The sequence below is a fragment of the Nocardia sp. NPDC004068 genome (assembly GCF_042874315.1).
Classification (GTDB): Bacteria; Actinomycetota; Actinomycetes; order Mycobacteriales; family Mycobacteriaceae; genus Nocardia.
Genome location: NZ_JBIAMW010000001.1, coordinates 514,117 through 535,064, shown reverse-complemented (window position 1 = coordinate 535,064; position 20,948 = coordinate 514,117). Strand labels below are relative to the sequence as shown.

General features: G+C 68.8%; 20 protein-coding genes. 14 read left to right on the top strand and 6 right to left on the bottom strand.

Annotated elements, in window-relative coordinates; genetic code table 11:
- Positions 1-4 precede the first annotated feature (4 nt).
- The 3 genes from ACFYTQ_RS02555 to ACFYTQ_RS02545 all read right to left on the bottom strand — a co-directional run bounded on the left by ACFYTQ_RS02555 (position 5) and on the right by ACFYTQ_RS02545 (position 2,396).
- The gene (locus ACFYTQ_RS02555; protein ID WP_387356460.1) at positions 5-1,342 is read right to left on the bottom strand and encodes a DUF1003 domain-containing protein; all 1,338 of its coding nucleotides are present in this window, start codon (positions 1,340-1,342) and stop codon (positions 5-7) included.
- A gap of 80 nt (positions 1,343-1,422) precedes the next feature.
- The gene (locus tag ACFYTQ_RS02550; protein WP_387356458.1) at positions 1,423-1,869 is read right to left on the bottom strand and encodes an HIT family protein; all 447 of its coding nucleotides are present in this window, start codon (positions 1,867-1,869) and stop codon (positions 1,423-1,425) included.
- Positions 1,870-1,895: 26 nt separating this feature from the next.
- On the bottom strand, positions 1,896-2,396 hold the full coding sequence (locus ACFYTQ_RS02545; protein WP_387356456.1) for a LysM peptidoglycan-binding domain-containing protein: 501 nt from the start codon (positions 2,394-2,396) through the stop codon (positions 1,896-1,898).
- 295 nt (positions 2,397-2,691) lie between these two features.
- Between ACFYTQ_RS02545 and lexA the strand changes: the two genes are divergently transcribed.
- Complete coding sequence (lexA, locus tag ACFYTQ_RS02540; RefSeq protein WP_387357011.1) at positions 2,692-3,420, top strand: transcriptional repressor LexA; 729 nt, start codon at positions 2,692-2,694, stop codon at positions 3,418-3,420.
- 101 nt (positions 3,421-3,521) lie between these two features.
- Here the strand turns inward: lexA and ACFYTQ_RS02535 are convergent, their stop codons facing one another.
- A complete protein-coding gene (locus ACFYTQ_RS02535; protein ID WP_387356454.1) occupies positions 3,522-4,484 on the bottom strand; it encodes a cation diffusion facilitator family transporter in 963 nt (320 codons plus the stop codon).
- 281 nt (positions 4,485-4,765) lie between these two features.
- Between ACFYTQ_RS02535 and ACFYTQ_RS02530 the strand changes: the two genes are divergently transcribed.
- The 3 genes from ACFYTQ_RS02530 to ACFYTQ_RS02520 all read left to right on the top strand — a co-directional run bounded on the left by ACFYTQ_RS02530 (position 4,766) and on the right by ACFYTQ_RS02520 (position 7,544).
- Positions 4,766-5,101 (top strand): Lsr2 family protein, encoded by a 336-nt coding sequence (locus ACFYTQ_RS02530; RefSeq protein WP_387356452.1) that lies wholly within the window; start codon positions 4,766-4,768, stop codon positions 5,099-5,101.
- Between the two features lie 259 nt (positions 5,102-5,360).
- Positions 5,361-6,662 carry a diguanylate cyclase domain-containing protein gene (locus ACFYTQ_RS02525; protein ID WP_387356450.1) on the top strand — a complete coding sequence of 434 codons (1,302 nt, stop codon included), beginning with the start codon at positions 5,361-5,363 and terminating at the stop codon, positions 6,660-6,662.
- A 90-nt stretch (positions 6,663-6,752) separates the two neighbouring features.
- A complete protein-coding gene (locus ACFYTQ_RS02520; protein WP_387356448.1) occupies positions 6,753-7,544 on the top strand; it encodes an SAM-dependent methyltransferase in 792 nt (263 codons plus the stop codon).
- Position 7,545: 1 nt separating this feature from the next.
- Here ACFYTQ_RS02520 and ACFYTQ_RS02515 read toward each other — a convergent pair whose 3' ends face one another.
- Positions 7,546-8,607, bottom strand: coding sequence for a hypothetical protein (locus ACFYTQ_RS02515; protein ID WP_387356446.1), 1,062 nt, complete (start codon positions 8,605-8,607; stop codon positions 7,546-7,548).
- 337 nt (positions 8,608-8,944) lie between these two features.
- Between ACFYTQ_RS02515 and ACFYTQ_RS02510 the strand changes: the two genes are divergently transcribed.
- The 3 genes from ACFYTQ_RS02510 to ACFYTQ_RS02500 all read left to right on the top strand — a co-directional run bounded on the left by ACFYTQ_RS02510 (position 8,945) and on the right by ACFYTQ_RS02500 (position 11,914).
- Positions 8,945-9,847: an alpha/beta hydrolase gene (locus ACFYTQ_RS02510; protein ID WP_387356444.1), complete on the top strand. Its 903-nt coding sequence runs from the start codon at positions 8,945-8,947 to the stop codon at positions 9,845-9,847.
- Positions 9,848-9,904: 57 nt separating this feature from the next.
- Positions 9,905-10,258, top strand: coding sequence for a hypothetical protein (locus tag ACFYTQ_RS02505; protein ID WP_387356442.1), 354 nt, complete (start codon positions 9,905-9,907; stop codon positions 10,256-10,258).
- A gap of 384 nt (positions 10,259-10,642) precedes the next feature.
- On the top strand, positions 10,643-11,914 hold the full coding sequence (locus tag ACFYTQ_RS02500) for a PucR family transcriptional regulator (protein ID WP_387356440.1): 1,272 nt from the start codon (positions 10,643-10,645) through the stop codon (positions 11,912-11,914).
- Position 11,915: 1 nt separating this feature from the next.
- On the opposite strand, the gene ACFYTQ_RS02495 is transcribed toward ACFYTQ_RS02500, so the two are convergent.
- The gene (locus ACFYTQ_RS02495; protein WP_387356437.1) at positions 11,916-12,116 is read right to left on the bottom strand and encodes a hypothetical protein; all 201 of its coding nucleotides are present in this window, start codon (positions 12,114-12,116) and stop codon (positions 11,916-11,918) included.
- A gap of 377 nt (positions 12,117-12,493) precedes the next feature.
- On the opposite strand from ACFYTQ_RS02495, the gene ACFYTQ_RS02490 reads away from it, so the two are divergent.
- From ACFYTQ_RS02490 to ACFYTQ_RS02460, 7 genes are all read left to right on the top strand, one after another.
- Positions 12,494-13,390: a Scr1 family TA system antitoxin-like transcriptional regulator gene (locus tag ACFYTQ_RS02490; protein WP_387356435.1), complete on the top strand. Its 897-nt coding sequence runs from the start codon at positions 12,494-12,496 to the stop codon at positions 13,388-13,390.
- A 38-nt stretch (positions 13,391-13,428) separates the two neighbouring features.
- Positions 13,429-14,253 carry an SAM-dependent methyltransferase gene (locus ACFYTQ_RS02485; protein WP_387356433.1) on the top strand — a complete coding sequence of 275 codons (825 nt, stop codon included), beginning with the start codon at positions 13,429-13,431 and terminating at the stop codon, positions 14,251-14,253.
- 69 nt (positions 14,254-14,322) lie between these two features.
- Positions 14,323-14,772, top strand: a complete 450-nt coding sequence (locus ACFYTQ_RS02480) for a hypothetical protein (RefSeq protein WP_387356431.1) — start codon at positions 14,323-14,325, stop codon at positions 14,770-14,772.
- 192 nt (positions 14,773-14,964) lie between these two features.
- Positions 14,965-17,025, top strand: coding sequence for an acyltransferase family protein (locus tag ACFYTQ_RS02475; RefSeq protein WP_387357009.1), 2,061 nt, complete (start codon positions 14,965-14,967; stop codon positions 17,023-17,025).
- Positions 17,026-17,124: 99 nt separating this feature from the next.
- On the top strand, positions 17,125-18,987 hold the full coding sequence (locus ACFYTQ_RS02470; RefSeq protein WP_387356429.1) for an SCO2524 family protein: 1,863 nt from the start codon (positions 17,125-17,127) through the stop codon (positions 18,985-18,987).
- On the top strand, positions 18,987-19,937 hold the full coding sequence (locus ACFYTQ_RS02465; RefSeq protein ID WP_387356427.1) for an SCO2523 family variant P-loop protein: 951 nt from the start codon (positions 18,987-18,989) through the stop codon (positions 19,935-19,937). The genes ACFYTQ_RS02470 and ACFYTQ_RS02465 overlap by 1 nt, the downstream gene beginning before the upstream one ends.
- On the top strand, positions 19,937-20,947 hold the full coding sequence (locus tag ACFYTQ_RS02460; protein ID WP_387356425.1) for an SCO2522 family protein: 1,011 nt from the start codon (positions 19,937-19,939) through the stop codon (positions 20,945-20,947). The genes ACFYTQ_RS02465 and ACFYTQ_RS02460 overlap by 1 nt, the downstream gene beginning before the upstream one ends.
- The last annotated feature ends 1 nt before the right edge of the window (position 20,948 follow it).

Here is a 20,948-nt window from a genome sequence, read left to right as displayed (position 1 = left end):
CCGGTCACGCGCGCTGCTCCCGCCGCAGCTCGGGGGTGCCGCGCAGGACCTGGAAGTTGGCCTGCGCCACCACCACCGGAATGCGCCGCGCCGCTTGCAGATGCGGCACCCGCGCGGATTCGGGCAGGTCGTCCCACGGGAGCGGGACCGCGTCGTCGAGGTCGTGGCGTTCGGACAGGTTCGCGAAGCGGGCGGCGATCTTGTCCGCCATCCAATGGTCGTATTCGAGGCGGGCCAGCTGCCGTACCTCGTCGTCGTCGAGGTCGACGCCGGACTCGGGTTCGAACGCGGGCACCATGAAACAGCCGATGCTCGCCAGGTTCTCGCCGATGCGGCGGGCCTGGAGGCGGCAGCTCTCCTGTTCCCGTTCGGGCAGTTCCGCCCAGGGCCGCAGCACGTGCGCGTCGGGCGGGGCGACGCCGGTGACCATGGCCTCGTGCACGCGGGCCTGATGCGCCACCCGCTCGCTGTTGTCGTGCACCGCCTGCGCGAGTCGCTCGGTCACCTGCTCGGTGATGTATTCGGCGAGACTACCGATGACGCGGTCCTGGGCGACGAGCCGCTGTTTCATCCGGCGGCACTCGTGCAGGATGGCCTGCGCGTCGAGGAAGGTCTGCTCGGAGCGGCGGTCGCCGGTGCGGCCCAGCACGTCCTGGCCGACCATGATCACGATCATGAACAGCAGCTGGGCCAGCGTCGACACGAAAGTCATGAACAGGAACGGATATTCGTCGAAGCGCTGCACCCCGATCGTGGCCAGCACGGTCCAGGCGACCTGCGTCCCGGCGGCGACGTAGAAGGCCCAGACGCTGCCGAGGCGCGTGGTGAGCCAGGCCGCGAGCCGGTCGTTGAAGGTGACCGCCTGATCGCCCGCGCGCGGCGGATGCCGCACGTGATGCTGTTCGATCCACGGATGCGGGGTCGACTCGAGCAGACTCAGGCCCCGGCTGAGCACCCGATCGTGGCGGTCCAGATGCGCCTGGAGATCGGCCACCTGCTGGAAGATCATCTCGGTGTTCTCGTAGGTCTGCACCGAGCGCCGGTCCGCCGCCGCGCTCAGCACCCGCTGACCGACCAGGATGATCAGGCACAGCATCAGCTGGGCGACATTGTTCAAGAACAGCAGGAACGGAAACGGATAGGGGTCGACCCGATGCAACGGACCCCACAGCACCGCGAGCGCCACATAGGCACTGAAGACGAGCAGCACCACGTAGACCGCGACCATCGATCCCACCCACCGGGTCACCGTCGCCGCCACGGTGTCGTTCAACCCGATCCGCTCATCGGCCATCAGCACCGGAGAATGCTGATCCTCGCTCGCGCCACTCGCACTGCTCAATTGTCGATCCCTCACCCGCAGTTCCGTGACGCCCCACTGTAGCTCGGGCGCTGTCGGGCCCAGTGGGCTCGTCGATCGCCTCAGGGTCGAGGATCGAAATACGTTGCCAGACGGGCGCACAACGCGGACAGCCCACGCTCGTCGACGCGCGGGCCCGCCGCCCAGGTGTCCACGTCGAACCAGTGCGTCTGCGGCGGTGTGCCTTTCGGGCGGGCGAAGACGTGTTGATGGAAATGCGCCACCGTGCGGCCGGTGATCGCCGAGAACACGTACTCGGGCGCGAGTTCGCCGCGCAACGCCGCGGCCGCGCGCCGCGCCGCCCAGCCCGCCGCGGCCGCCTCCTCATCGGACAGGTCCGCCAAAGTCGGTGCGTGCCGCCTGGATTCGACGAACAGGTATCCCGGCACCGGACTGCCCTCGGTGAGCGGGCGGTGGGTGACCACCACCAGGTCGTCGGCGAAGATCACCGGGCCCACCAGCCGCCCCAGACCACGATGCTTGTCACAGATCGGACATGCGTCCCCCATGGGCGTCCACGGTAGCGCCCGGCGGGTCAGCGCGGCGGGGCGGGGACGATGAGGGTGCGGCCGGTGGTCACCTCGGCGCCGCGGAGGCCGTTGAGGTCCACGATCTTTCGGACCGTGTCGCGGACGGGCGCGTCGGGGGCCACGCGCTCGGCTATCTCGGAGAGGGATTCGCCCTCCTGTACCTGGACGACCGTGGTGGGGCCGGGAGTGTCGGCGGGGGAACGGAGTTGGGCCACGCCGACGAGGGCGGCCACCACGACGGCGGTGAGGAGTGCGGTCACCGCGAGGGTCGCGAAGCCCACGCGGGCGCGTTCGACGCGCCGCATGGGGTGGTGGCCCCGGTCGTACGCGCCCGCGCCGGCGCGCACGCGGAGTCGCTCGTAGCGCACCGGGGCGCTCACCGGGCGGGGCCGTCGCGGGCGGCGGGTGTCGAGGCCGCCGCGGGCGGGCAGGCGGTGGGCGCGCGGCGCGGAGTCGAGGCCGAGATCGCCGTCGGCGGGGGCGAATTCGCTGATCGGGGTGCGCATCGGACAGACCTCCAGGAGGGAGTGGGCGGGACTGTGTGTGGTGAGCCGAGGACCGCGTGTTCGATCGTATGTTCGAAGAACTGGTGTTCGATTTCTACCACGGCCCCCCGACAAAGTCACGGCTTTGCGCGACATGCGTCGAACAGATGTTTGAAACCTGGTCGCGAGCGGACTACTGTCGAGACACGAAATCCGGTGAGACCGAAGAACAGCACCCCGCGGGCCCGCCCCGCGCGGCGCGAGGAGGACCGAGTACCCCGATGAACGGAGGACGGCGACCGTGAGCGAACGAACGGTGGACGGACACGACGACACGGCCGACCCGGTCGCCGACGCCGACGGCACCGAAACATCCGGCGCCGGAGGGGATCTCACGGTCCGCCAGCGCAAGGTGCTGGAGGTCATCCGCACCTCGGTGAGCGAGCGGGGCTACCCGCCCAGCATCCGCGAGATCGGCGACGCGGTGGGGCTCACCTCCACCTCCTCGGTGGCGCATCAGCTGCGCGCGCTCGAGCGCAAGGGCTATCTGCGCCGCGACCCCAACCGCCCGCGCGCGGTCGACGTGCGCGGCCTGGACGAGACCGCGGTGCGCGCGGTCGCGCCGGTGCCGAGCCTGGCGGCGGTCGACACCGAGACGAGCGAGCAGCCCCTGCCGACCTACGTGCCGGTGCTGGGCCGGATCGCCGCCGGTGGTCCGATCCTGGCCGAGCAGGCCGTGGAGGACGTGTTCCCGCTGCCGCGCGAATTGGTCGGCGAGGGTTCGCTGTTCCTGCTCAAGGTCGTGGGTCAGTCGATGGTCGACGCGGCCATCTGCGACGGCGACTGGGTGGTCGTGCGGCAGCAGAACGTGGCCGACAACGGCGACATCGTGGCGGCCATGATCGACGGCGAGGCGACGGTGAAGACGTTCAAGCGCACCGATCAGGAGGTGTGGCTGTTGCCGCACAACCCGTTGTTCGAACCGATCCCGGGCAACGACGCGCAGATCCTCGGCAAGGTCGTCACGGTCATCCGCAAGATCTGACCGGCCGGTCGCGGCCGGCCGCACGGCGGGCCGCGGCACCGCGCCCGTGCCCGCCGACAGCGTTGGCGCACAACGTCATTGGTGAAGGCCGACGCCGGAAATCACCGGTCTGCGCGATGCACGGGACCGTGCGCCTCCTCGCAATGGGTGTCCGCGTTGCCGCCGAGCTCGATCAGCTCCGGCTGGGCGTGGTCCACCTGGAGGGTGGCGTGTTCGATGTGGTGTTCGTCGGCGAGCCAGTGGGCGAGGTTCTCGCGCACCGCGTGGCAGTCCCGGCCCGGAGCCACCAACACGTGCGCCGACAGCGCGGGCGAACCGGAGGTGATCTCCCAGACGTGCAGGTCGTGCACCTCGACCACGCCGTCGAGCGCGACCATGCCGCGGCCGATGTCGGTGGGATCCAGATCGGCGGGGGCGGCCTCGAGGAAGATGCGGCTCGACGCGCGGACCAGGCCCACGCCCGCCCGCACCATGAGCACGACCACGACCAGGGTCGCGAGGGCGTCGGCCCGCTGGAAGCCGGTGAGCAGGATGACCACCCCGGCGACCGCGGTCGCGAGGAACGCGAACAGGTCGTTGAGGATGTGCTGATACGCGCCCTCGACATTGAGGCTGGTCCGGTTGGCGCGCGAGATCATCCACGTCGCACCGATATTCACCACGACCCCGACGAGCGCGGTGGTCAGCACCAGACCGCCCGTGACCTCCGGCGGATGGATGAGACGGCGGATCGCCTCGTACCCGAGCCACACCGCGAGCAGCAGCAGGGTGAGCCCGTTGGCCTGGGCCGAGAGGATCTCCACGCGCTTCCAGCCGAAGGTCATCCGGCCGCTGGCCGGGCGGGCCGCCAGCCGGATGGCCCACAGCGCGAGCGCGATCGAGGCGGCGTCGGTCAGCATGTGCGCGGCGTCGGAGAGCAGCGCCAGCGAACCCGCCACGATGCCGACGGTCACCTCCCCGAGCAGGAACGCCACGATGAGCCCCAGGGCACCGGCGAGCCAGCGCCGATCGCTGTCCGGCGTGGCGTGCGCGTGCTGGTGCGCATGGTCGTGTCCCGCACCCATTCGGTGGTCCTCCTCGATTCGTCCGAACTGCTGGAGATCATATGCATACATCGCTATGTGTGCAAGGTGACGGTCCGGTTCGATCGCGCCGATTCTGTTATCGGAATGTCCGCCCCGGACTCGCGCAAGCCCCCGGAATTCGTGCTCGACGCGGATTGTTTTGCCTTTCCCCAATGTCGTCGGAAACGCCGAAATAGCGATGGATTGCCTCCGGGCGGCAGCGTTGCGGTACGGTATACACAATCCCAGTTGGTCCGTGTCTTTGCGAAGGGGACTCGCCGATGGCCAAGAAGGTCACTGTCACACTTGTCGATGATTACGACGGGAAGTCCAAAGCGGATGAGACCGTACAGTTCTCCATCGACGGTGTCGCGTACGAAATCGATCTGTCCACGTTGAATGCGGGTAAGCTGCGGGGCGCGCTCGAGCCCTGGACCGATAAGGCCCGCAAGGTCGGCCGCTTGAAGTCGAGCAACACCGCCCGGCCCAAGACCGCGGCCGATCGCGAGCAGACCACCGCGATCCGTGAATGGGCCAAGAAACACGGCTACAATGTGTCCGCCCGGGGTCGTATTTCCTCCGAGGTGGTCGCGGCGTATCACAAAGCCAACAAGTAATAGCGGAGTTCCGATCGGGCTCGCCCGGCACAACCGGTAGCGTCGGCGGAATCGCCGGAAACACAGGCGAATTCGACCGCGGATGTGCGGGCCGGGCCCGCCCCCCGAGGCCGCTGGCGCACGGACGACAATCGATCCGTTCGGAAGCATGCCGTCGGGAAACACGGCCGCCGGCGCGGTAACCTGGTGCTCTGGTTCGGCGCCGTGCCGTTCCCGCGAGTCGCTGATGCAGGTCGGATCCGGGCGGGGGTGGGTTTGCGTGACAGGTGAAAGCGAGGTGACGGCGCTCGCGCAGCGCTGGCGGATCGCCGTCGCCGACATCGGTTTCGTGCCGATGTCCATGCGCGAACTCGACCGGTTGCTGGCTCGACTGGTCGAGCGGATCATCGCCGCCGCCACCACCGAACCCTTCGATCCGGCCGACGCGGCCGAGGTCGGCGCCGCACTGGTCCGCGCCAATCTCACCGACCCCCGGGTGCTCACCCGTTCCGCCGTCGCGCTCACCCCGCTCACCGAAATCGTTGCGCCGCACGGCGATCGGATGGTCGCCGTCTTCGGCGAGCTGTCCCGCGGTTACACCGAGACCCTGCTGTCCGCGCGCGCCCACGACCAGGAGATGTTGCACACCGCGATGGCCGAGGCGCGGCACGCCGCCGAGGTCCGCTTCCGGGTCATGTTCGACAACGCCGCGGTGGCCATCGGCATCGGCGACACCGCCGGCCGGGTGGTCGACGTCAATCCCGCGCTCTCGGCGATGCTCGGGCTGCCGGGGCGGCGACTGCGCGGACGGCCGGTGGCCGAATTGGTCCATCCCGACGACCGCGACCACATGCGGGAGCGGGTCTACGGCGAGTTGCTGGCCAGCGGCTCGGGCACCATCCGGCTGGAGTTGCGCTACCTGCTGCCCGACGGCGGCAGCGGCTGGGCCGCGTGGGCGATCACCCTCGTCCCGGCCTCCGGCGGGCGCGCGGCCTACCTGCTCGTGGTCGGCGAGGACACCACCCAGCGCCGGGCCCTCCAGGCCGAACTGCACCGGCAGGCCCGCCACGATCCGCTGACCGGACTGCCCAATCGCCGCCAGCTCGTCGACGCGTTGTCGCGGATCATCGCCGAGGCCCGCACCGGCGACCGTGTCGGCCTCGGCTTCATCGACCTCGACGGATTCAAGACGATCAACGACACCTACGGCCACGGCGTGGGCGACCGCCTGCTGACCGCGGTGGCCGAGCGGCTGGCCGCGCACGCCCGCGGGGCCATGCTGGCCCGGATCGGCGGGGACGAATTCGTCGTGCTGTTCGCGCCGCCGTGCGATTCGGTGCGGATGGCGCACATCGTGGAGACGATGCTCAACGCGCTGTCCGATCCGATCGGTGTCGACGACCATCTGCTGCGCGTCACCGCGTGTATCGGCGCGGTCGTCACCCCCGTCGCCAACGCCGACGCCGAGCGATTGCTGGACGCCGCCGACGCCGGGCTCTACCGCGCCAAGGCGGCCGGGCCCAATCGCTGGGTATTGCACGGCGTCGATGTCACCGCCGGCGCGTTTCCCGGTTCGACTTGACGCGGAAACCAAGTCCCGCAAGGGTTTACGGTATCGGCGGGAGACGCCGATTTCGACTTGTACGATTGTCGGGAAGGGAGGGAGGTGCGAGTGTCGGAGTCCAGGCGTACCCCACACGGCGTCGACCCCACGCAGCCGAACTCGGCGCGAATCTACGATTATCTGTTGGGCGGTAAGGACAACTACGAAGCCGACCGCGCGGTCGCGCAACGCATGCTCGCGATCGCCCCGGATACCCGGACGCTGGCCTGGTTCAGCCGCCAATTCCTGTTGCGCGCCACGCAAATCGCCGCCGAGGCGGGAATTCGGCAGTTCCTCGACCTCGGCGCGGGAATTCCGACCGAACCCACCGTGCACGATGTGGCGCAGAAGATCGATCCCGAGGCGCGGGTGGTATCCATCGACTTCGATCCGGTCGTCTTCGCGCACGCCAACGCGCTCCTCGGCAGCGCCGACGGGGTGACCGCCATGCTCGCCGACGCGCGCGACCCGGACGACATCATCGAACGGGTGCGCCGCGACGGGCTCATCGATTTCGCCGAACCCGTCGGCATTCTGATGGTCGGAGTTCTGCACTTCATCATGGACGACGAACGCCCCGCCGACATCATCGCCCGTTTCCGCGAGGTGATCGCGCCCGGCAGCTATTTCGCGTTCACGCACGGATCCGACGAGACCGATGGGCGCTTCCAGGCGCAATCGACGAAGGACGTCAAGGACAGTCCCTCCCAGGTGCAGTACCGTTCCACCGCCGAGGTGCGAGACATGATGCGCGGCTTCGAGATTCTCGACCCCGGAATCGTGCCGTTGCAGGAGTTCCTCGGCGGCGACCTGCCCGCGACCCGGCTGGTCCTGCTCGGCGGCATCTGCCGCAAGCCGTAGTTCAGGGCGCGTCGGCCACCCGCGCGGCCCGGGTGACCATGGCCTCGGCGATCGCGCGCGGCCGACGTCCCAGCCCGCACGCGCTCGCCACCCCGTCGACTCGGCGGCCCAGCGCCCGCTCCACGACGCGCAGGGTGTCGACCTGCTGTTCGTCGGTGACCTCGTCGTGGATCAGGCCCGCGTAGAAGGCGGTTCCGGGACCCAGCGCCAGATCCCGCAGCGGCCGATAGAAACCGGGGTCGGTCGAGGGCGGAATATCGCCCGCCGCCAGGGGGCCGTGCACGAATTCCAGGGTGCGGCCCGAAGGCCAATGGCGGGCAACCGAATTCGCCAGCGTCACCAACGGCCGGGCGGCGCGCGGGGCGGCGCGGGCCTTGTTGTGCATGCTCCCGAGGCATAAATGCACGCCGATCCGGGTGCCCTCCGGCGCCGCCGCGGCAAGCGCAGCGATCTTCCGGCCGAGGCCCAGCGCGAGGTCGGTGAGCCGGTGCAGCGGATGGGTCTTGGCGAGCAGCAGCAATTCGGCGGTTGCCTCCAATTGGAACACCACGTCGTCACCCGCCAGGTCGCGCACGGCACGGATCTCGCGGGCGGTGGCGTCGGCGAAGGCCCGCCGGTGGCGGCGCACCCCGTCCGGGCCCATGGCGATGAATGCCAGGGTGAAGTCGGTGGGCATACCGATCTGGAGTCGCAGGTCGGGGTGCCCGCTCACCTCGCGCAGTTTGTGGAAGATCGGCAGGGCCTCGCGCGCCTCCCGCAGATAGCCCAGATCCATTGCGTCCCCGGTCAATCGGGTTCCGCGCGGCACCCGGTACAGGGTCCGGCTGCGGCTGGACTCCCAGTCGCCGGGCGAGCTCACCTCCAGAACCCCTTGCGCCCGAAGATCTTCGATGATGGGCTGGATGTAGAACTCGAAGCGCCGCACCTCACCCGTGGGCAGGGTGCGCAGGCGCGCACCCGCCCCGTCCAGCATCACCCGCATCGCGTCGTCGATGCTCTCCGCGGGGAAGCTCCCGACGAAATGCACCGCACGCGTGCCCGAATCATCCGCGTTGGAAGGCAACCGTCCAGCACTCCCGTTCTCGCCCTTGGTGTCCAGAGGACAACTCTAGTCCGATTTGTACCACCGCAAACCTCACGAAAACGCAACATTGCGCGACGAAAGGCGCGTCGCTGTCTTGCGTGTCGCCCGCCACGGGTTATAGCCTGCGTGACTGATGGCCGAATATGGATGTCGGACAGGCGGTTTTCGGATCTCACCCAAGGGAGCGCATCGCGTGCGAACCTCGGTTCGGACATTCGCGGCGGTTCTGGTCGCGGCCCTGCTCTGTCTCGCACCGGGGGTCGCCGGTGCGGATGACATGTCATCGCAAGAGGATTGCCGATCCTTCCCCTTCCCCGTGCCCGAGGGACAGCTCGCGGCCACCCTCTGCCTGCCGTCCGGCGGCGCGGCGGACACGGTGCTGGTGCTGATGTCCGGCTCGAACTACAACGGCACCTACTGGGACTTCCAATACGCCCCGGAGACATACAATTTCCGCCGCGCGATGAACCGGGCGGGCCTGGCCACGATCGTGGTCGACCGGCTCGGCAACGGGAACAGCACCCAGCCCCCGGCCCTGTCGCTCACCGCGACCGCGACCGCGCAGGCGTTGCACGCGATCGTGGGGTCGTTGCGCGCCGGGCTGGCGGGCGCGCCGCCGTTCGCGAAGGTGATCACCGTCGGGCATTCGCTGAGTTCGGGCACCTCGGTCATGGAGGCGTCGGCCAACCACGACGTGGACGGGGTGATCCTCACCGGCTACTCGCACGCGCTGAACATCCCCGAGACCATCGGCGTGATCTCGACCTATCAGCGGGCGGTCGACGATCCCCAGTTCGCCGGGCGCACAACCGATCCCGGCTATCTGGTCTCGCGGCCGGGCACGCGGATACACGACTTCTACGATCCGGCCGATGTGGATCCGGCGGTGCTCGCCCAGGACGAGCAGACCAAGGAGCAGTTCTCGCTCAGCGAGTATCCGGACGGTCTGACCTCCACCCTGCCCGGTATGTCGAGTTTCATCACCGCGCCGGTCCTCCTCGTCAACGGCAGCCGGGACCGCCTGTCCTGCGGACCGAACTACTCGGTCTGCGCGGATTCGGCGACCCTGCGCGCGCAGGAGGCACCGTACTTCTCCCCCGCCGCGAGGTTGCAGGCGTTCGTGCTGCCCGGCAGCGGCCACGCGGTGAACCTCGCCCGCAACACCCAGGACTATCAGAACGCGGTGATCGATTGGGTTCGCTCGACCATCGGGTCCTGAGGCCGGTCCGGACGAGTTAAGGTGACCGGGAAAGGTCCCGAGGAGAAGGAGTCGCCCGTGGCTCGCGAATCGCTCGAGGAGGACTCGGGGCTGGCCTACCTGGGTCGGCTCTCCCGGTGGCAGACCATGTTGCAGCAGCTGAGCGCCGACGATCCGACCTACAAGGACATCGTCGCGCAGAAGATGATCGCCGCCGCCGAGGCCCTCAACCGCGGCATCGATGAGCGCACCGTGCGGGTCCTCGGCCGTTACACCGAGAGCGAGATGGTCGAGATCCGCGGCGCCGCGGAGGAATTCCGGATCGACGACGCCGAGGTCGACCTCGAGGCCGCGGTCCTCGATCCGGACGAACTCGCCGCCGAGGACGACGACCGGCCGAGCAGCGGACGACCGCCGCTGCGTTCGGTCTGACGGCCGGACCCGCGGCACGGATCCGGCCGCCGCGGCGCTCACGCGATGAGCAACCTACCGAGGAAATCGGATACGGCGCCCATCAGATCCTGAATGAAATGCGGAATCATCGGTGCATCCCTTCCTTCCGGCAACCTGTGCTACGAACAGCGGTCCGGCCGTTCCGGACTGTGATTCGGCGCCGCGCCCGAGTCCGGATGGGCGGGTGCCCGGTTTGCGCGGATCGGTTTGTGAAAGTGCACGAATCGGGCCGCGAAGGAACTACCGAACTGTCACCATCGTTGGGCAATTCCACCGCCGGACGGTCTCGGGACGGTTACGTTGATACGGCAGCGCAGTAAACGGGGGGCGGCGGATACACGGGGGTCGAAGGAAGGCGTCGAGATGTCTGTTGCCACCCCGGACCGGCCGGGCCTGACGGTATCGGGACGCCCGATGTCGTCCGCGCTGAAGGATGTGTGGGCGCTGTCGCGGCAGATGGTCGGCCACTTCGTCGAGAACGTCGCGCCCTGCGGCACCCTGCCCGGCGAGGCCATCTACGGCGACGTCACGACGATCACCCGGATCTGCCTCGAGCTGGCCGTGAGCATGCTCGACGGCAAGGACATCCCGGAGAAGACCGAGCGGCTGTCCGAGGCCGCCGCGCAGTGGGCGCGCGAGGGCGTGCCGATCGACACCATCCACCACGCCATCCACGAGGGTTTCAAGATCGGTTTCGATCTCGTGGTCAGCAATGCCGCCAACCGGCATCGCGCGGCGGGCTCGAGCGATCACGACACCATGCTCACCTTCAGCCTGGCCGACTACGAAAGTCTGCTCGGCGGAGCCAAACTCGTGGTGGAGATGCTCGACACCATGACCTCCGCGGTCTCGATGGCCTACGTCCGCGAACTGCGCGCGGTGGTCAGCGAGCACCACACCGCCGTGCACACCCTGACCTCGGCGCTGCTGGGCGGGCATCCGACCTCCACCATGGCCCGCGAGTGCGGGATCGAGATCGCCGAGCGCTATCGGGTGCTCGCGCTGGCGGTGCCGCCGCATCCGGAGGAGGGCAACCCGATGCTGGACGCGAAGGTGGTGGCGCGCCGCAAACTGCGCCGGGTGCAGGCCGAATTGGCCACGGCCTGTGGCGATTCCGCGCTGTCGCTGCTCAGCGTCGACGGCGGGACGCTGCTCATTCCGGCCGACCACATCGGCGACGAGGAACTCGACGAGCTGATCGGCCGGATCTCGCGGGCCGCGCGGGTGCCGATCACCGCGACCGTGGTCACCGCCGACACCGAGGCGATCCCGACCGCCGCGGACCAGGCCCACGAACTGCTCGACATGGTGGGCCGCCTGCAATCGGTGCCCGGCCTGTACCGCTTCGACGATCTCGCGCTGGAGTATCAGCTCACCCGTCCCGGACCCGGGCGGGAGTATCTCGGGTCGCTGCTCGATCCGCTCGACGCCCACCCGGAGCTGCTCGAGACGCTGCAAACCCATATCGCGCACAATCTCAACCGGCAGCGCACGGCCCGGCTGCTGCACGTGCACACCAACACCGTCGACTACCGGCTCAAGCGCATCGGCCAGCTCACCGGATTCGACCCGACCCAGGCCAGCGGCCTGTGGTACCTGCGGTCCGCGCTCGTCGCGCGGACCTATCGCGGCTGATTCAGCGCGTGCGCCCGGAGTCGGGCCGGATCCGTCCGGCCTCGACCAGGGTCTGGTACGCCGCCCGTTTGCGCGGGCACTCCTCCCGCAGGCACCCGCGATGCCGTTGCATCGTCAGATGTGCCTCGTTCACCGACAACGGTTCCTCCGGTGCCTCGTGCGGCCAGCCGAGCGGCCAGACCGAGGCGTGAAATCCGGTCACGACACCCTCCCCGACGCGCGTCAGTCGTCATCCAGTCCGGCCGATAGGTAGGCGACGGCCGCTAACCAGCGGGTGCAGGAGAAGGCGTGCTCGGAGTACAGGATCCGGCGCGCGAGCGAATCCGTGAGCGGCACGTCGGCCCCGCCACAGCTCTCCGCATCGCCGAAATGGCAAGGCGCGGTACACATTCGCGTGGTAGTCGGCATATCGACTCCCCTCCCACCAGACGCCGCGAAGGTCCCCGCCCGACCCGCCGCACATCTGAACTTGTGATACTCTGGACGTGATACATGTTAGCGTGATTATCACGCAAGCGAAAGAGGTTGGGGCAGAAGGGGGTTGAGGCGCATCGGCCACCCGGCCGCCCGCCGCTCATCATGGCTACGCGACTGCGCACCGCCCGAAAACTGCTGCTGGGCCGCGAGATCGAACATATGATCAGCACCGCGGGCGTCAGTCAGAGCGAGGCCGCGAAGATCATCGAGACCAGTCAGAGCCGGATCGCGATGCTGGTCAACGGCGCCAGCTCGATCACGGTCGGCGATCTGGAGCGGCTGGCCACCCAGCTCGGCTTCACCGATCCGGGCTATCTCGAGACCCTCGAGGAGTTGCGCCGCGACAATCACAAGCGCGGCTTCTGGAACACCGGTCACCGCCGCGCGTATCTCGAGGATCTGCGGCTGCTGGTCGACCTCGAGGCGTACGCCAGCCTGCTGCGGGTCACCGAGGCCGAGATCATGCCGGGCCTGTTGCAGTGCGAGTCCTATATCCGCGCCCTGCACGAGACCGGGCACGCGGACGCGGATTCCGATGAGGCCGTGGCGGATTCGGTGCGCGCCCGGCTGGCCCGCCAGGAGATCCTGACCAAGCCCGCGCCGCCGCAGTTCCGCGCGATCCTGTCCGAATCGTGCCTGCGCCGCGAGTACGGCGGCCGCACGGTCATGCTCGACCAACTCCAGCATCTGATCACGGTGTCACGGCGCAGCAACATCCTGATCCAGGTGCTGCCGTTCACCGTGACCACCGAGGGCGCGGGCATGGAGGACCGGTTCACCCTGGTCCGGGTCCCCTCGCCGGGCGCGGCGGGCGATCTGGACATGGCGATCGTGGAGAGCCAGGGCGACATTCGCTACATCGACGACAAGCCCGCCGTCGCCGCCCGCGAGACGGTGTGGTCGCGGCTGTCGGCGGCGGCCCTGAGCGCGGACGATTCGCGCACCTTCATCGAGCACGTGGCCCGCTCGTTCCGTCGCAAGACGTTCACCACCGGGTGAGCGACCCGGTGACGCAGGGATGAAAAGGGGCAAGGGCAATGAGCGACCAGGAATTCCGGTCACGCGCGATCGACGCCGGGCGTCCCTCGGCGGCCCGGATGTATCACTACTACCTGTCGGGTGAGGCGGTCTTCGAGGTCGACAAGGCATTCGGCGAGAAGATCTTCCGGACCTTCCCCTACGCCGACGTCTGGGCCCGCCATAATCGCGGCTTCCTCCAGCGGGCCACGAGATTCATGGTGGCGCAAGGGATTCGGCAGTTCCTCGACATCGGCTCCGGGCTGCCGACGGTCGGCAACACGCACGAGGTGGCCCGGGAGACGGCCCCGGAGAGCCGGGTGGTCTACGTGGACAACGATCTCGAGGCCGTCACCCGCGCCCAGGACCTGCTCGAGGGGCAGCACGCCCTGGACACCACCGCGGTGGTCGAGGCCGATCTGCGCTGCCCGGACCTGATCCTCGAGCACGCCGAGACCCGCCGCCTGCTCGACTTCGACGCCCCGATCGGGCTCCTGCTGGTGAGCGTGTGGCCGTTCGTGCCCGACAGCGATCGGCCCTACGAACTGATGGCGCAGTTGCGCGACCGGCTGCCCGCGGGAAGCTATGTGGCGATGAGCCACGCGTCGCTGAGCGAGGCGTCGGCGGAGGTCAAGGACCGGATACTGGCGCTCACGGAACTGTACAAACAGACGTCCGATCCGGCCATCAGTCGTTCTCGCGACGAATTCGCAGCGTTCTTCGACGGTTTCGAGCTCGTCGAGCCCGGCCTGGTGCACGCGCCCGATTGGCGGCCCACCGAACCGGTGGATTCCCAGGATCCGGCACGGCCGTGTAATTTCGCCGCCGTCGGCTACAAGCCATAGGCGACGCGCAGGCGCGTGGGCGTCCGTCCCCGCGCGCCTGGAGCTTTACTCCGTAGAAAGGCAACACCAATGACGCTGCTACCGACCTTCACCGCGGGCGAATTCCACAAGGCACGCGCCAGCTCGCCCAACCAGAACTGCGTCCGCGTCGCGCGCAAGCAGGGCTGGACCGCGGTTTGGGACGACAAGCGCGCCACCGATCGCATCACTCCCGCCACCGAGCTGCCGCTCGGCGAGTTGCTGCTGTTCACCGACGAGCAGTTCGACGCCTATCAGGCCGGGGTGCGGGAGGGTCGTGCCCCGGCCTGCCCGCTGACGGTCACCCGCCGCGCCGACGGGATGTACGTGTTCCGTGCCGCCACAACGCAACCCACGCCCGGTGTGGAACTGGTCTTCGACCAGGACGAACTCGACGCCTTCCACGACGGGGTGCGCAACCGCGAATTCGACGAACTGCCAACTCCGTTGTCGGTCAACAACTTTAAGCCCTCGACAGGCCCGCTGGTGAGCATTCGGTGAATCTCACGTAGCGCGGCGCCGATCCTTCGTACGCGACCACAAGCCCGTCGCCGGGTCCGGCACGCCACGCCGACGGGACGCCGATGAGCGGCATGCGACGTTTGCGTGATAAAGAGATGTCGTGCCGCATCCACTCGCTGTTCATCCGACGGTCGACGATTCGTGCCACCCATCGCGGGTGATCGCGCCGCGATGGTGACCGATACCGCGACGATCGCGGCCGCCGCCGGCGCGCGGACCGGCGGCTACCGCCGCGATCTGGACGGCTTGCGCGGCATCGCGATCGGCCTCGTCGTGGTCTTCCACGTCTGGGTCGGGCGGGTGTCGGGCGGCGTCGACGTCTTCCTCGTGTTGTCCGGGTTCTTCTTCACCGGATCCCTGCTGCGCCGCGCCGAGACGATCTCGGTCCCCGCCACCCTGCGACGGCTGGCGCGGCGGCTGCTGCCCGCGCTGGTGGTCGTGCTGGCGGCGGTGGTCGGCGCGACCGTGCTGCTGCGGCCGGTGACGCAGTGGTCGGAGCTGGCGCGGCAGACGCTGGCATCGCTGCTGTACTACCAGAATTGGCAGTTGGCGCTGACCTGGACGGACTATCTGGCGGCGGATCCGTCGGTGAGCCCGCTCCAGCACCTGTGGTCGATGGCGGTGCAGGGGCAGTTCTATGTCGCGGCGCTGCTGACGCTGGCGGCGATCGCGCTGCTGTGCCGAATCCTGCGGCAGCCCAGCGCGATCCGGCCGCTGCTCGGCGCGGTGATCGTCGCCGGGGCGGCGACGTCGTTCGGCTATGCGGCGCACGGTGTTTCGGTGCATCAGGGCTGGAACTACTACGACAGTGCCGCGCGCGCATGGGAATTGCTGGCCGGGGCCGGGCTGGCGCTCGTCGCGCCGTATCTGTCGCCGCCGCGCCTGACGCGGGCGGTGCTGGCCGCGGCCGGACTCGCCGGAGTGCTGTTGTGCGGGGTGATCTTCGACGGGGTGCACGTGTTCCCCGGTCCGGCGGCGCTGCTGCCGGTGGGCGCGGCCCTGGCACTGATCGTGTCCGGGGCGAATACGGAACCGGAGCGGATGCCGGTCCCCAATCGGTTGCTGTCGGCCGCCGCGCCGGTCCTGCTGGGCGAGGTGGCCTACGCGCTGTACCTGTGGCACTGGCCGCTGCTGGTGCTCGTGCTGGCCGAGACGGGCGCGCCGCGGGCCGGGCTCACCACCGGACTCGGAGTGTGCGCGGCCTCGCTCGCGCTGGCGTACCTCACCCATCGACTCGTCGAACAACCGTTGCGCGACACCGTCATCCGGCGCGCGGCGGTGTGCTACCGCCGCGCGGTCGGCGTGCTGGTGACCGCCACCGGGATGGCGCTGGTGACCGCGGTGGTGGCCTGGCACGTCGTGTTGCAGGCCAATCCCCCACGGCCCACGCAGAATCTGAACCCGTCGTCCTATCCCGGCGCGCTCGCGCTGACCGAGGGCCTGCCCACCCCACCGGCGCCCATGCGACCCACGGTCTACGACGCTCCCGCGGAACTCCCCGCGCCCACCCGCGACGGCTGCATCGCCGACTGGAACACCCGCGCCGTGATCACCTGCGTCTACGGTGACACCACCGCCGCCCGCACCCTCGCCGTCGTCGGCAATTCCCATGCCGAACACTGGATGCCCGCGCTACAGACCCTGGCCGAACGCCACGGCTTCCGCCTGCTGGTCCACCTGAAGATGGGTTGCCCGCTCACCCTCGCCGAGGAGGTCAGCTACAAGGGCGAACCCAACCCCGACTGCCGCGACTGGTCCCGCGAGGTGATCGACCTGCTCGCCGCCGAACGCCCAGACTGGGTCTTCACCACCGCGACCCGACCGGCCGACGCGGGCGGCGACGAAACCCCCAACGACTACCTCGACGTGTGGTCGGCCCTGTCCGAACGCGGCCTCGACGTCCTCGCCATCCGCGACACACCGTGGTTGCGCCGCAACGGGGTTCGCTACCGCGCCATCGACTGCCTGGCCGACGGCGGCACCGCCACCGGCTGCGGTATGCGTCGCTCCGACGCGCTGGCCCCGGTCGACCCGGCGGCGGCCCCGGCCGCGGCGTTTCCCAATGTGTTTCCCCTCGATCTCACGGACGCGTTCTGCGACAACGATGTTTGTCCGGTGGTGGTGGGGAATGTGCTGGTGTATCACGACGAACATCATCTGACGGCGAGTTACGCGCGGTCGGTGGCGCCGGAACTGGAGCGGCGGTTGGGGCCGATCCTGCGGTGGTGGTGAGTATTTCATCTTGGCGAACCGGGTGACCGGCGCGCGTAGGGCGGGCACACTTTAGAGGTGACCTCCGGCGAAGCGCCGGACACGGGGGCGAGGTGAGCCATGCGGATTCGGCCACGACAGCAACTGCTCGATCTCTGGCGGGCTGTGCTGGATTACAGTTACGTCGGCGGCGAATGGCATTGGGGCGGCCGCGACGGCAGCAATTCCATCAGCGACGCGGAACAGCTGCTGTGCCTGCTGTATCCGGCGACCGAGATCGACGCGTTCGCGCTCGACCGGCCCGACGACATCGCCACCGACGTCGAACAGGCGTTGGCCCCCTTCGGAGAACGCACCCGCATCGGCGGTATGCTGGTCGGCCTGCTCGAGGACTACGTGGCCCGCTACACCGAGGCCGACGGGGAGCCGGATTTCGGCGCGCACGGGTACCTGCGGGCCGATGACGACGCGGTGCTCACCGATCGACAGTACGACATCGAGATCGTCGACGCCTACTCGATGTCGTTGAGCCTGTGCATTTCCGCGCTGCGCTTCCTGCGCGGGTTCCGGCGGTTCGTCTCCGGTGAGGTTCGCCGTGAGGCCAAGCAGCTCGAACCTCGCATCGACGCGGTGGAGGAAGGCATCCGGGTCCGGCTCACCGCCGCCATGACGGGGTTGGTGCGCAGCTTCGTGATCCATACCCCGGACCCGAAATCGGATGCGGGCCAGAACATCCTGGGCATGATCAACCAGAGTGACGCCGCCGACGAGGAACTCACCGCCGCGCTGTCGAGACGGTTGGAGCGGCTGCGGGTGCAGGCGGCCAACGAAGTTCAGCTGGGCAAGACCGCCGAGGCGGATGTGGCCGACGATCTGCGGTTGTTCGAATGCGGTTGGAGCTGGGGCATATTCGATCGCGCCGAACCGATCGAGAACGTCGGCAATCATGTGGGCGACGCCCTCGGTCATGCCGCCTCCCGCCCCTATCTGTACTTCACAACGGTCGCGCTCGACGGCATCAGAGATCTGTCCTCGCAACGCATTCGAGAACTCGACCTGCTCGACGAGACGCAGCGGACGCTGGCCGACGCGTTGCAGCTGCGGCTGGAACTGACCGAGCGGTACTGGTCGACCATCGCGCGCTTCGGCACGGGCCGGTGGCCGCTGGAGGACATTCCGTGGCGCACCTCCGACGGGGACGAATCCGAGTACTTCAGTCTCGCGGTGGCGGCCATGTTGATTCAGGATCTGGTCGTGCGGGAGAGCACCGACGATCTGGCGCGAACGGTCGCGGTCTTCGATCAGCTGGCGCGTCGGGCGCGGGTGATCAGCCGGTTGACCGGTCAGGACGCCGCGGCGCGCCTGCATCACCCGGGCGTGCGGATCCGGCTGGCCGGGAGTGAGGCAATCACGGGTGGACCCCGAATCATCTGGTACGTACCGGATTTCGTCACCATGATGCTCAAGCGCACCATCCAGGCCGCGCAGTTGCGCACCACGGTCGCCACCCGCGATCAGCTCATGGCGCTGGCGGAATCGGCGATGGAACATCTCGACAAGCGCATGCTGCGGCACGGTCCGGCGGCGGGGCTGTGGGACGATACCAGCGGCGTGCTGGGCGAGGCGGGCTTCGCGCGCGAACTGCCGTCCTGGTTCATGACCGAGCGGGTGATGGAATGCCTGGTGCTCGCCTACGCGAGTTTCCGGGAACCGCCGCTGGCGCCGCAGACCATGATGCAGCGCGCGGTCGAATTGCTCAGTGAGGCAGAGCATCTGCACAATCAGGAACGACTGCTGATCAGCGACGACTACCTGTCGCCGAAGTGGACCGCGCTCAACCGGATCGCGCAGTCGCTCGATCGGGCCCGCTCGCAGTTGTCGGAACGGCCGGGCACCGCCTTCAGCCTCGCCACCCGCGCCCTCACCGATCTGGACGAGCTGGCGTACGCGCGGCAGGACGCCCGACGCGGGAGGTCGATCTAGTGCTGATCTTCTCCACCTCCGACAAGGGCGGCACCGGGCGCTCGGTGACCAGCTGCAATATCGCCTACCGCCTGTGCCTGGCCGGGCTGAACGTCGCCTATGTCGACTTCGACTTCGGATCACCCACCGCCGGAGCGCTTTTCGAGATCAGCGCCGTGGAGCGCGGTGTACCGGGCAATCGCGGGGTGCACTCGTACCTGCTCGGCGAGAGCGGCACCGCGCACCGCGTGGACGTCGGATCGGCGACCGACCGCCCGCAGCTGCGCCGGATCGGTCCGCGCGCGGGCAGATTGGTGCTGGTGCCCGGGGACGAGGGCGGGGCCGAATTCCTGACCTGCGACAACGCCGTGGTGACCCGGTGCGCGGAACTGCTGGTCGGGTTGGAACAGGAATTCAAGGTGGTGATCGTCGATCTCAGCGCGGGCCGGTCGGTGGCCCTGGAGATCGCGTTGAAGACCACGGCCATGCCGCAGTTGCGGCACCGTGTCGCCCGCTGGCTGATCTTCCATCGATGGACCCGCCAGCACATCCTGGCCGCCGCGGGTCTGGTGCACGGCGCGCACGGACTGCTCGACACCGGCGTGGCCGCCGGACACGACAAGGACGCCCTGCTGGACTCGCTGCGCTACGTGCGCACCGCGGTGGCCGAGACCGGCGCGGAACCCGCCGGGCGGGCGGAGGCCGACGCCGCGAACCGTCTCGCGCTGCAGGCCCCGCAAGACACCTGGATCCGCGAACAGGACGCCATCCTGAAACGTCTGGCGTCGGCCAATCACCTCGGCACGATCACGGTACTCGGGGTGACCCCCATCGAACCGGTGCTGCAGTGGCGAGAGCAGATCGTGCTCGACTTCGACGTGAACAACAAGATCGCCAACGAGGCCACCGCGCGCGCCTACGCCGAACTCGCCCGGCGCCTCACCGACAACGCCACCTGGGAAAGGCTGTGATGCGGGATTCGCAGACCTACGCCGAGGCGACCGAGCAGCCGTGGATCGCGGCGGTGCCGATGTCGCACCTGTCGATCGAGGTGGGGCATTTCTCGCTCAACGACATCGTGGACGACGCCGAACACGTGGAGGCGGAGTTCCGGCGCATCGGCCCGTTGATCACCGCGTTCGTCGAGTCCGCCCGCATCCGGTTCGGCCCCGGCGCGCGGGTCAGCACCTGCTATCTGCTCGACGACTACTTCCAACCCGCGACCGACGCCGCCGAGGCGCTCACCGAACTGCTGGCCGCGGCGGAGCGGGCCGGGCTCGGAATCGACTATCTGGCACGGGAATCCGGCTGCTGCCGGAGTTCGGCCTTCGCCGACGGGGTGCCCGTGGGGGAACCGATCCCGGTGGCGGACATGGTGGCCGCGCGCATCGTGGCCGAACCCGCCCCGCCCGATACCGGCAGTCGGCCGCCCACGGCGGAGTCGGGGTGGTTGTGCAACGGCCGCCGGTCCTCGGAGGGCGAATCGGCGCAGGCCATGCGCAACCGGACGTTCCGGCCGCCGGAGGAATTCGGCTGCCGGGAGCATTCGATCTTCCTCGATGTGCAGTTGTGGAGCGTCCGCACGACCGAGGACGGAACGGTGATTCGCTGGTCGTGCCCGTTCCTGGCGGCCGTGTGGCAGCTGTTGCGGCTGGGCATGTTGCGGTTCCACGGCGCGCCCGTGGTGGATCCGTACCAGTGGCGGTCCGGTGACCCGTGGCCGAAACGATGGCACGATGTGCCGCCGGTCGTGCAACTCAATCCGGCCGCGGAGCCCTTCGCGGCCTACCAGACGTTGTCGATGCTGCCCAAGCGCTACCTCGGGATCGAGCACGCGGTACGGGTGATCCTCGACCATCTGGATCTCGACGACGATGTGATCGCCCAGATCGTCAGCTGCGGGGCGGCGGAGGCAGTCCCGATCACGGTGTCCCACAAGGTATCCGAGCGGCTGTCCCACCTGTTACTGGACGGATCCTAGC

Coding starts and splice junctions, on each gene's coding strand:
- ACFYTQ_RS02550 (WP_387356458.1), bottom strand. CDS start 1,869: ATGGGGGACGCATGTCCGATCTGTGACAAGCATCGTGGTCTGGGGCGG.
- ACFYTQ_RS02545 (WP_387356456.1), bottom strand. CDS start 2,396: ATGCGCACCCCGATCAGCGAATTCGCCCCCGCCGACGGCGATCTCGGC.
- ACFYTQ_RS02535 (WP_387356454.1), bottom strand. CDS start 4,484: ATGGGTGCGGGACACGACCATGCGCACCAGCACGCGCACGCCACGCCG.
- ACFYTQ_RS02530 (WP_387356452.1), top strand. CDS start 4,766: ATGGCCAAGAAGGTCACTGTCACACTTGTCGATGATTACGACGGGAAG.
- ACFYTQ_RS02500 (WP_387356440.1), top strand. CDS start 10,643: ATGTCTGTTGCCACCCCGGACCGGCCGGGCCTGACGGTATCGGGACGC.
- ACFYTQ_RS02490 (WP_387356435.1), top strand. CDS start 12,494: ATGGCTACGCGACTGCGCACCGCCCGAAAACTGCTGCTGGGCCGCGAG.
- ACFYTQ_RS02485 (WP_387356433.1), top strand. CDS start 13,429: ATGAGCGACCAGGAATTCCGGTCACGCGCGATCGACGCCGGGCGTCCC.
- ACFYTQ_RS02480 (WP_387356431.1), top strand. CDS start 14,323: ATGACGCTGCTACCGACCTTCACCGCGGGCGAATTCCACAAGGCACGC.
- ACFYTQ_RS02475 (WP_387357009.1), top strand. CDS start 14,965: ATGGTGACCGATACCGCGACGATCGCGGCCGCCGCCGGCGCGCGGACC.
- ACFYTQ_RS02470 (WP_387356429.1), top strand. CDS start 17,125: ATGCGGATTCGGCCACGACAGCAACTGCTCGATCTCTGGCGGGCTGTG.
- ACFYTQ_RS02460 (WP_387356425.1), top strand. CDS start 19,937: ATGCGGGATTCGCAGACCTACGCCGAGGCGACCGAGCAGCCGTGGATC.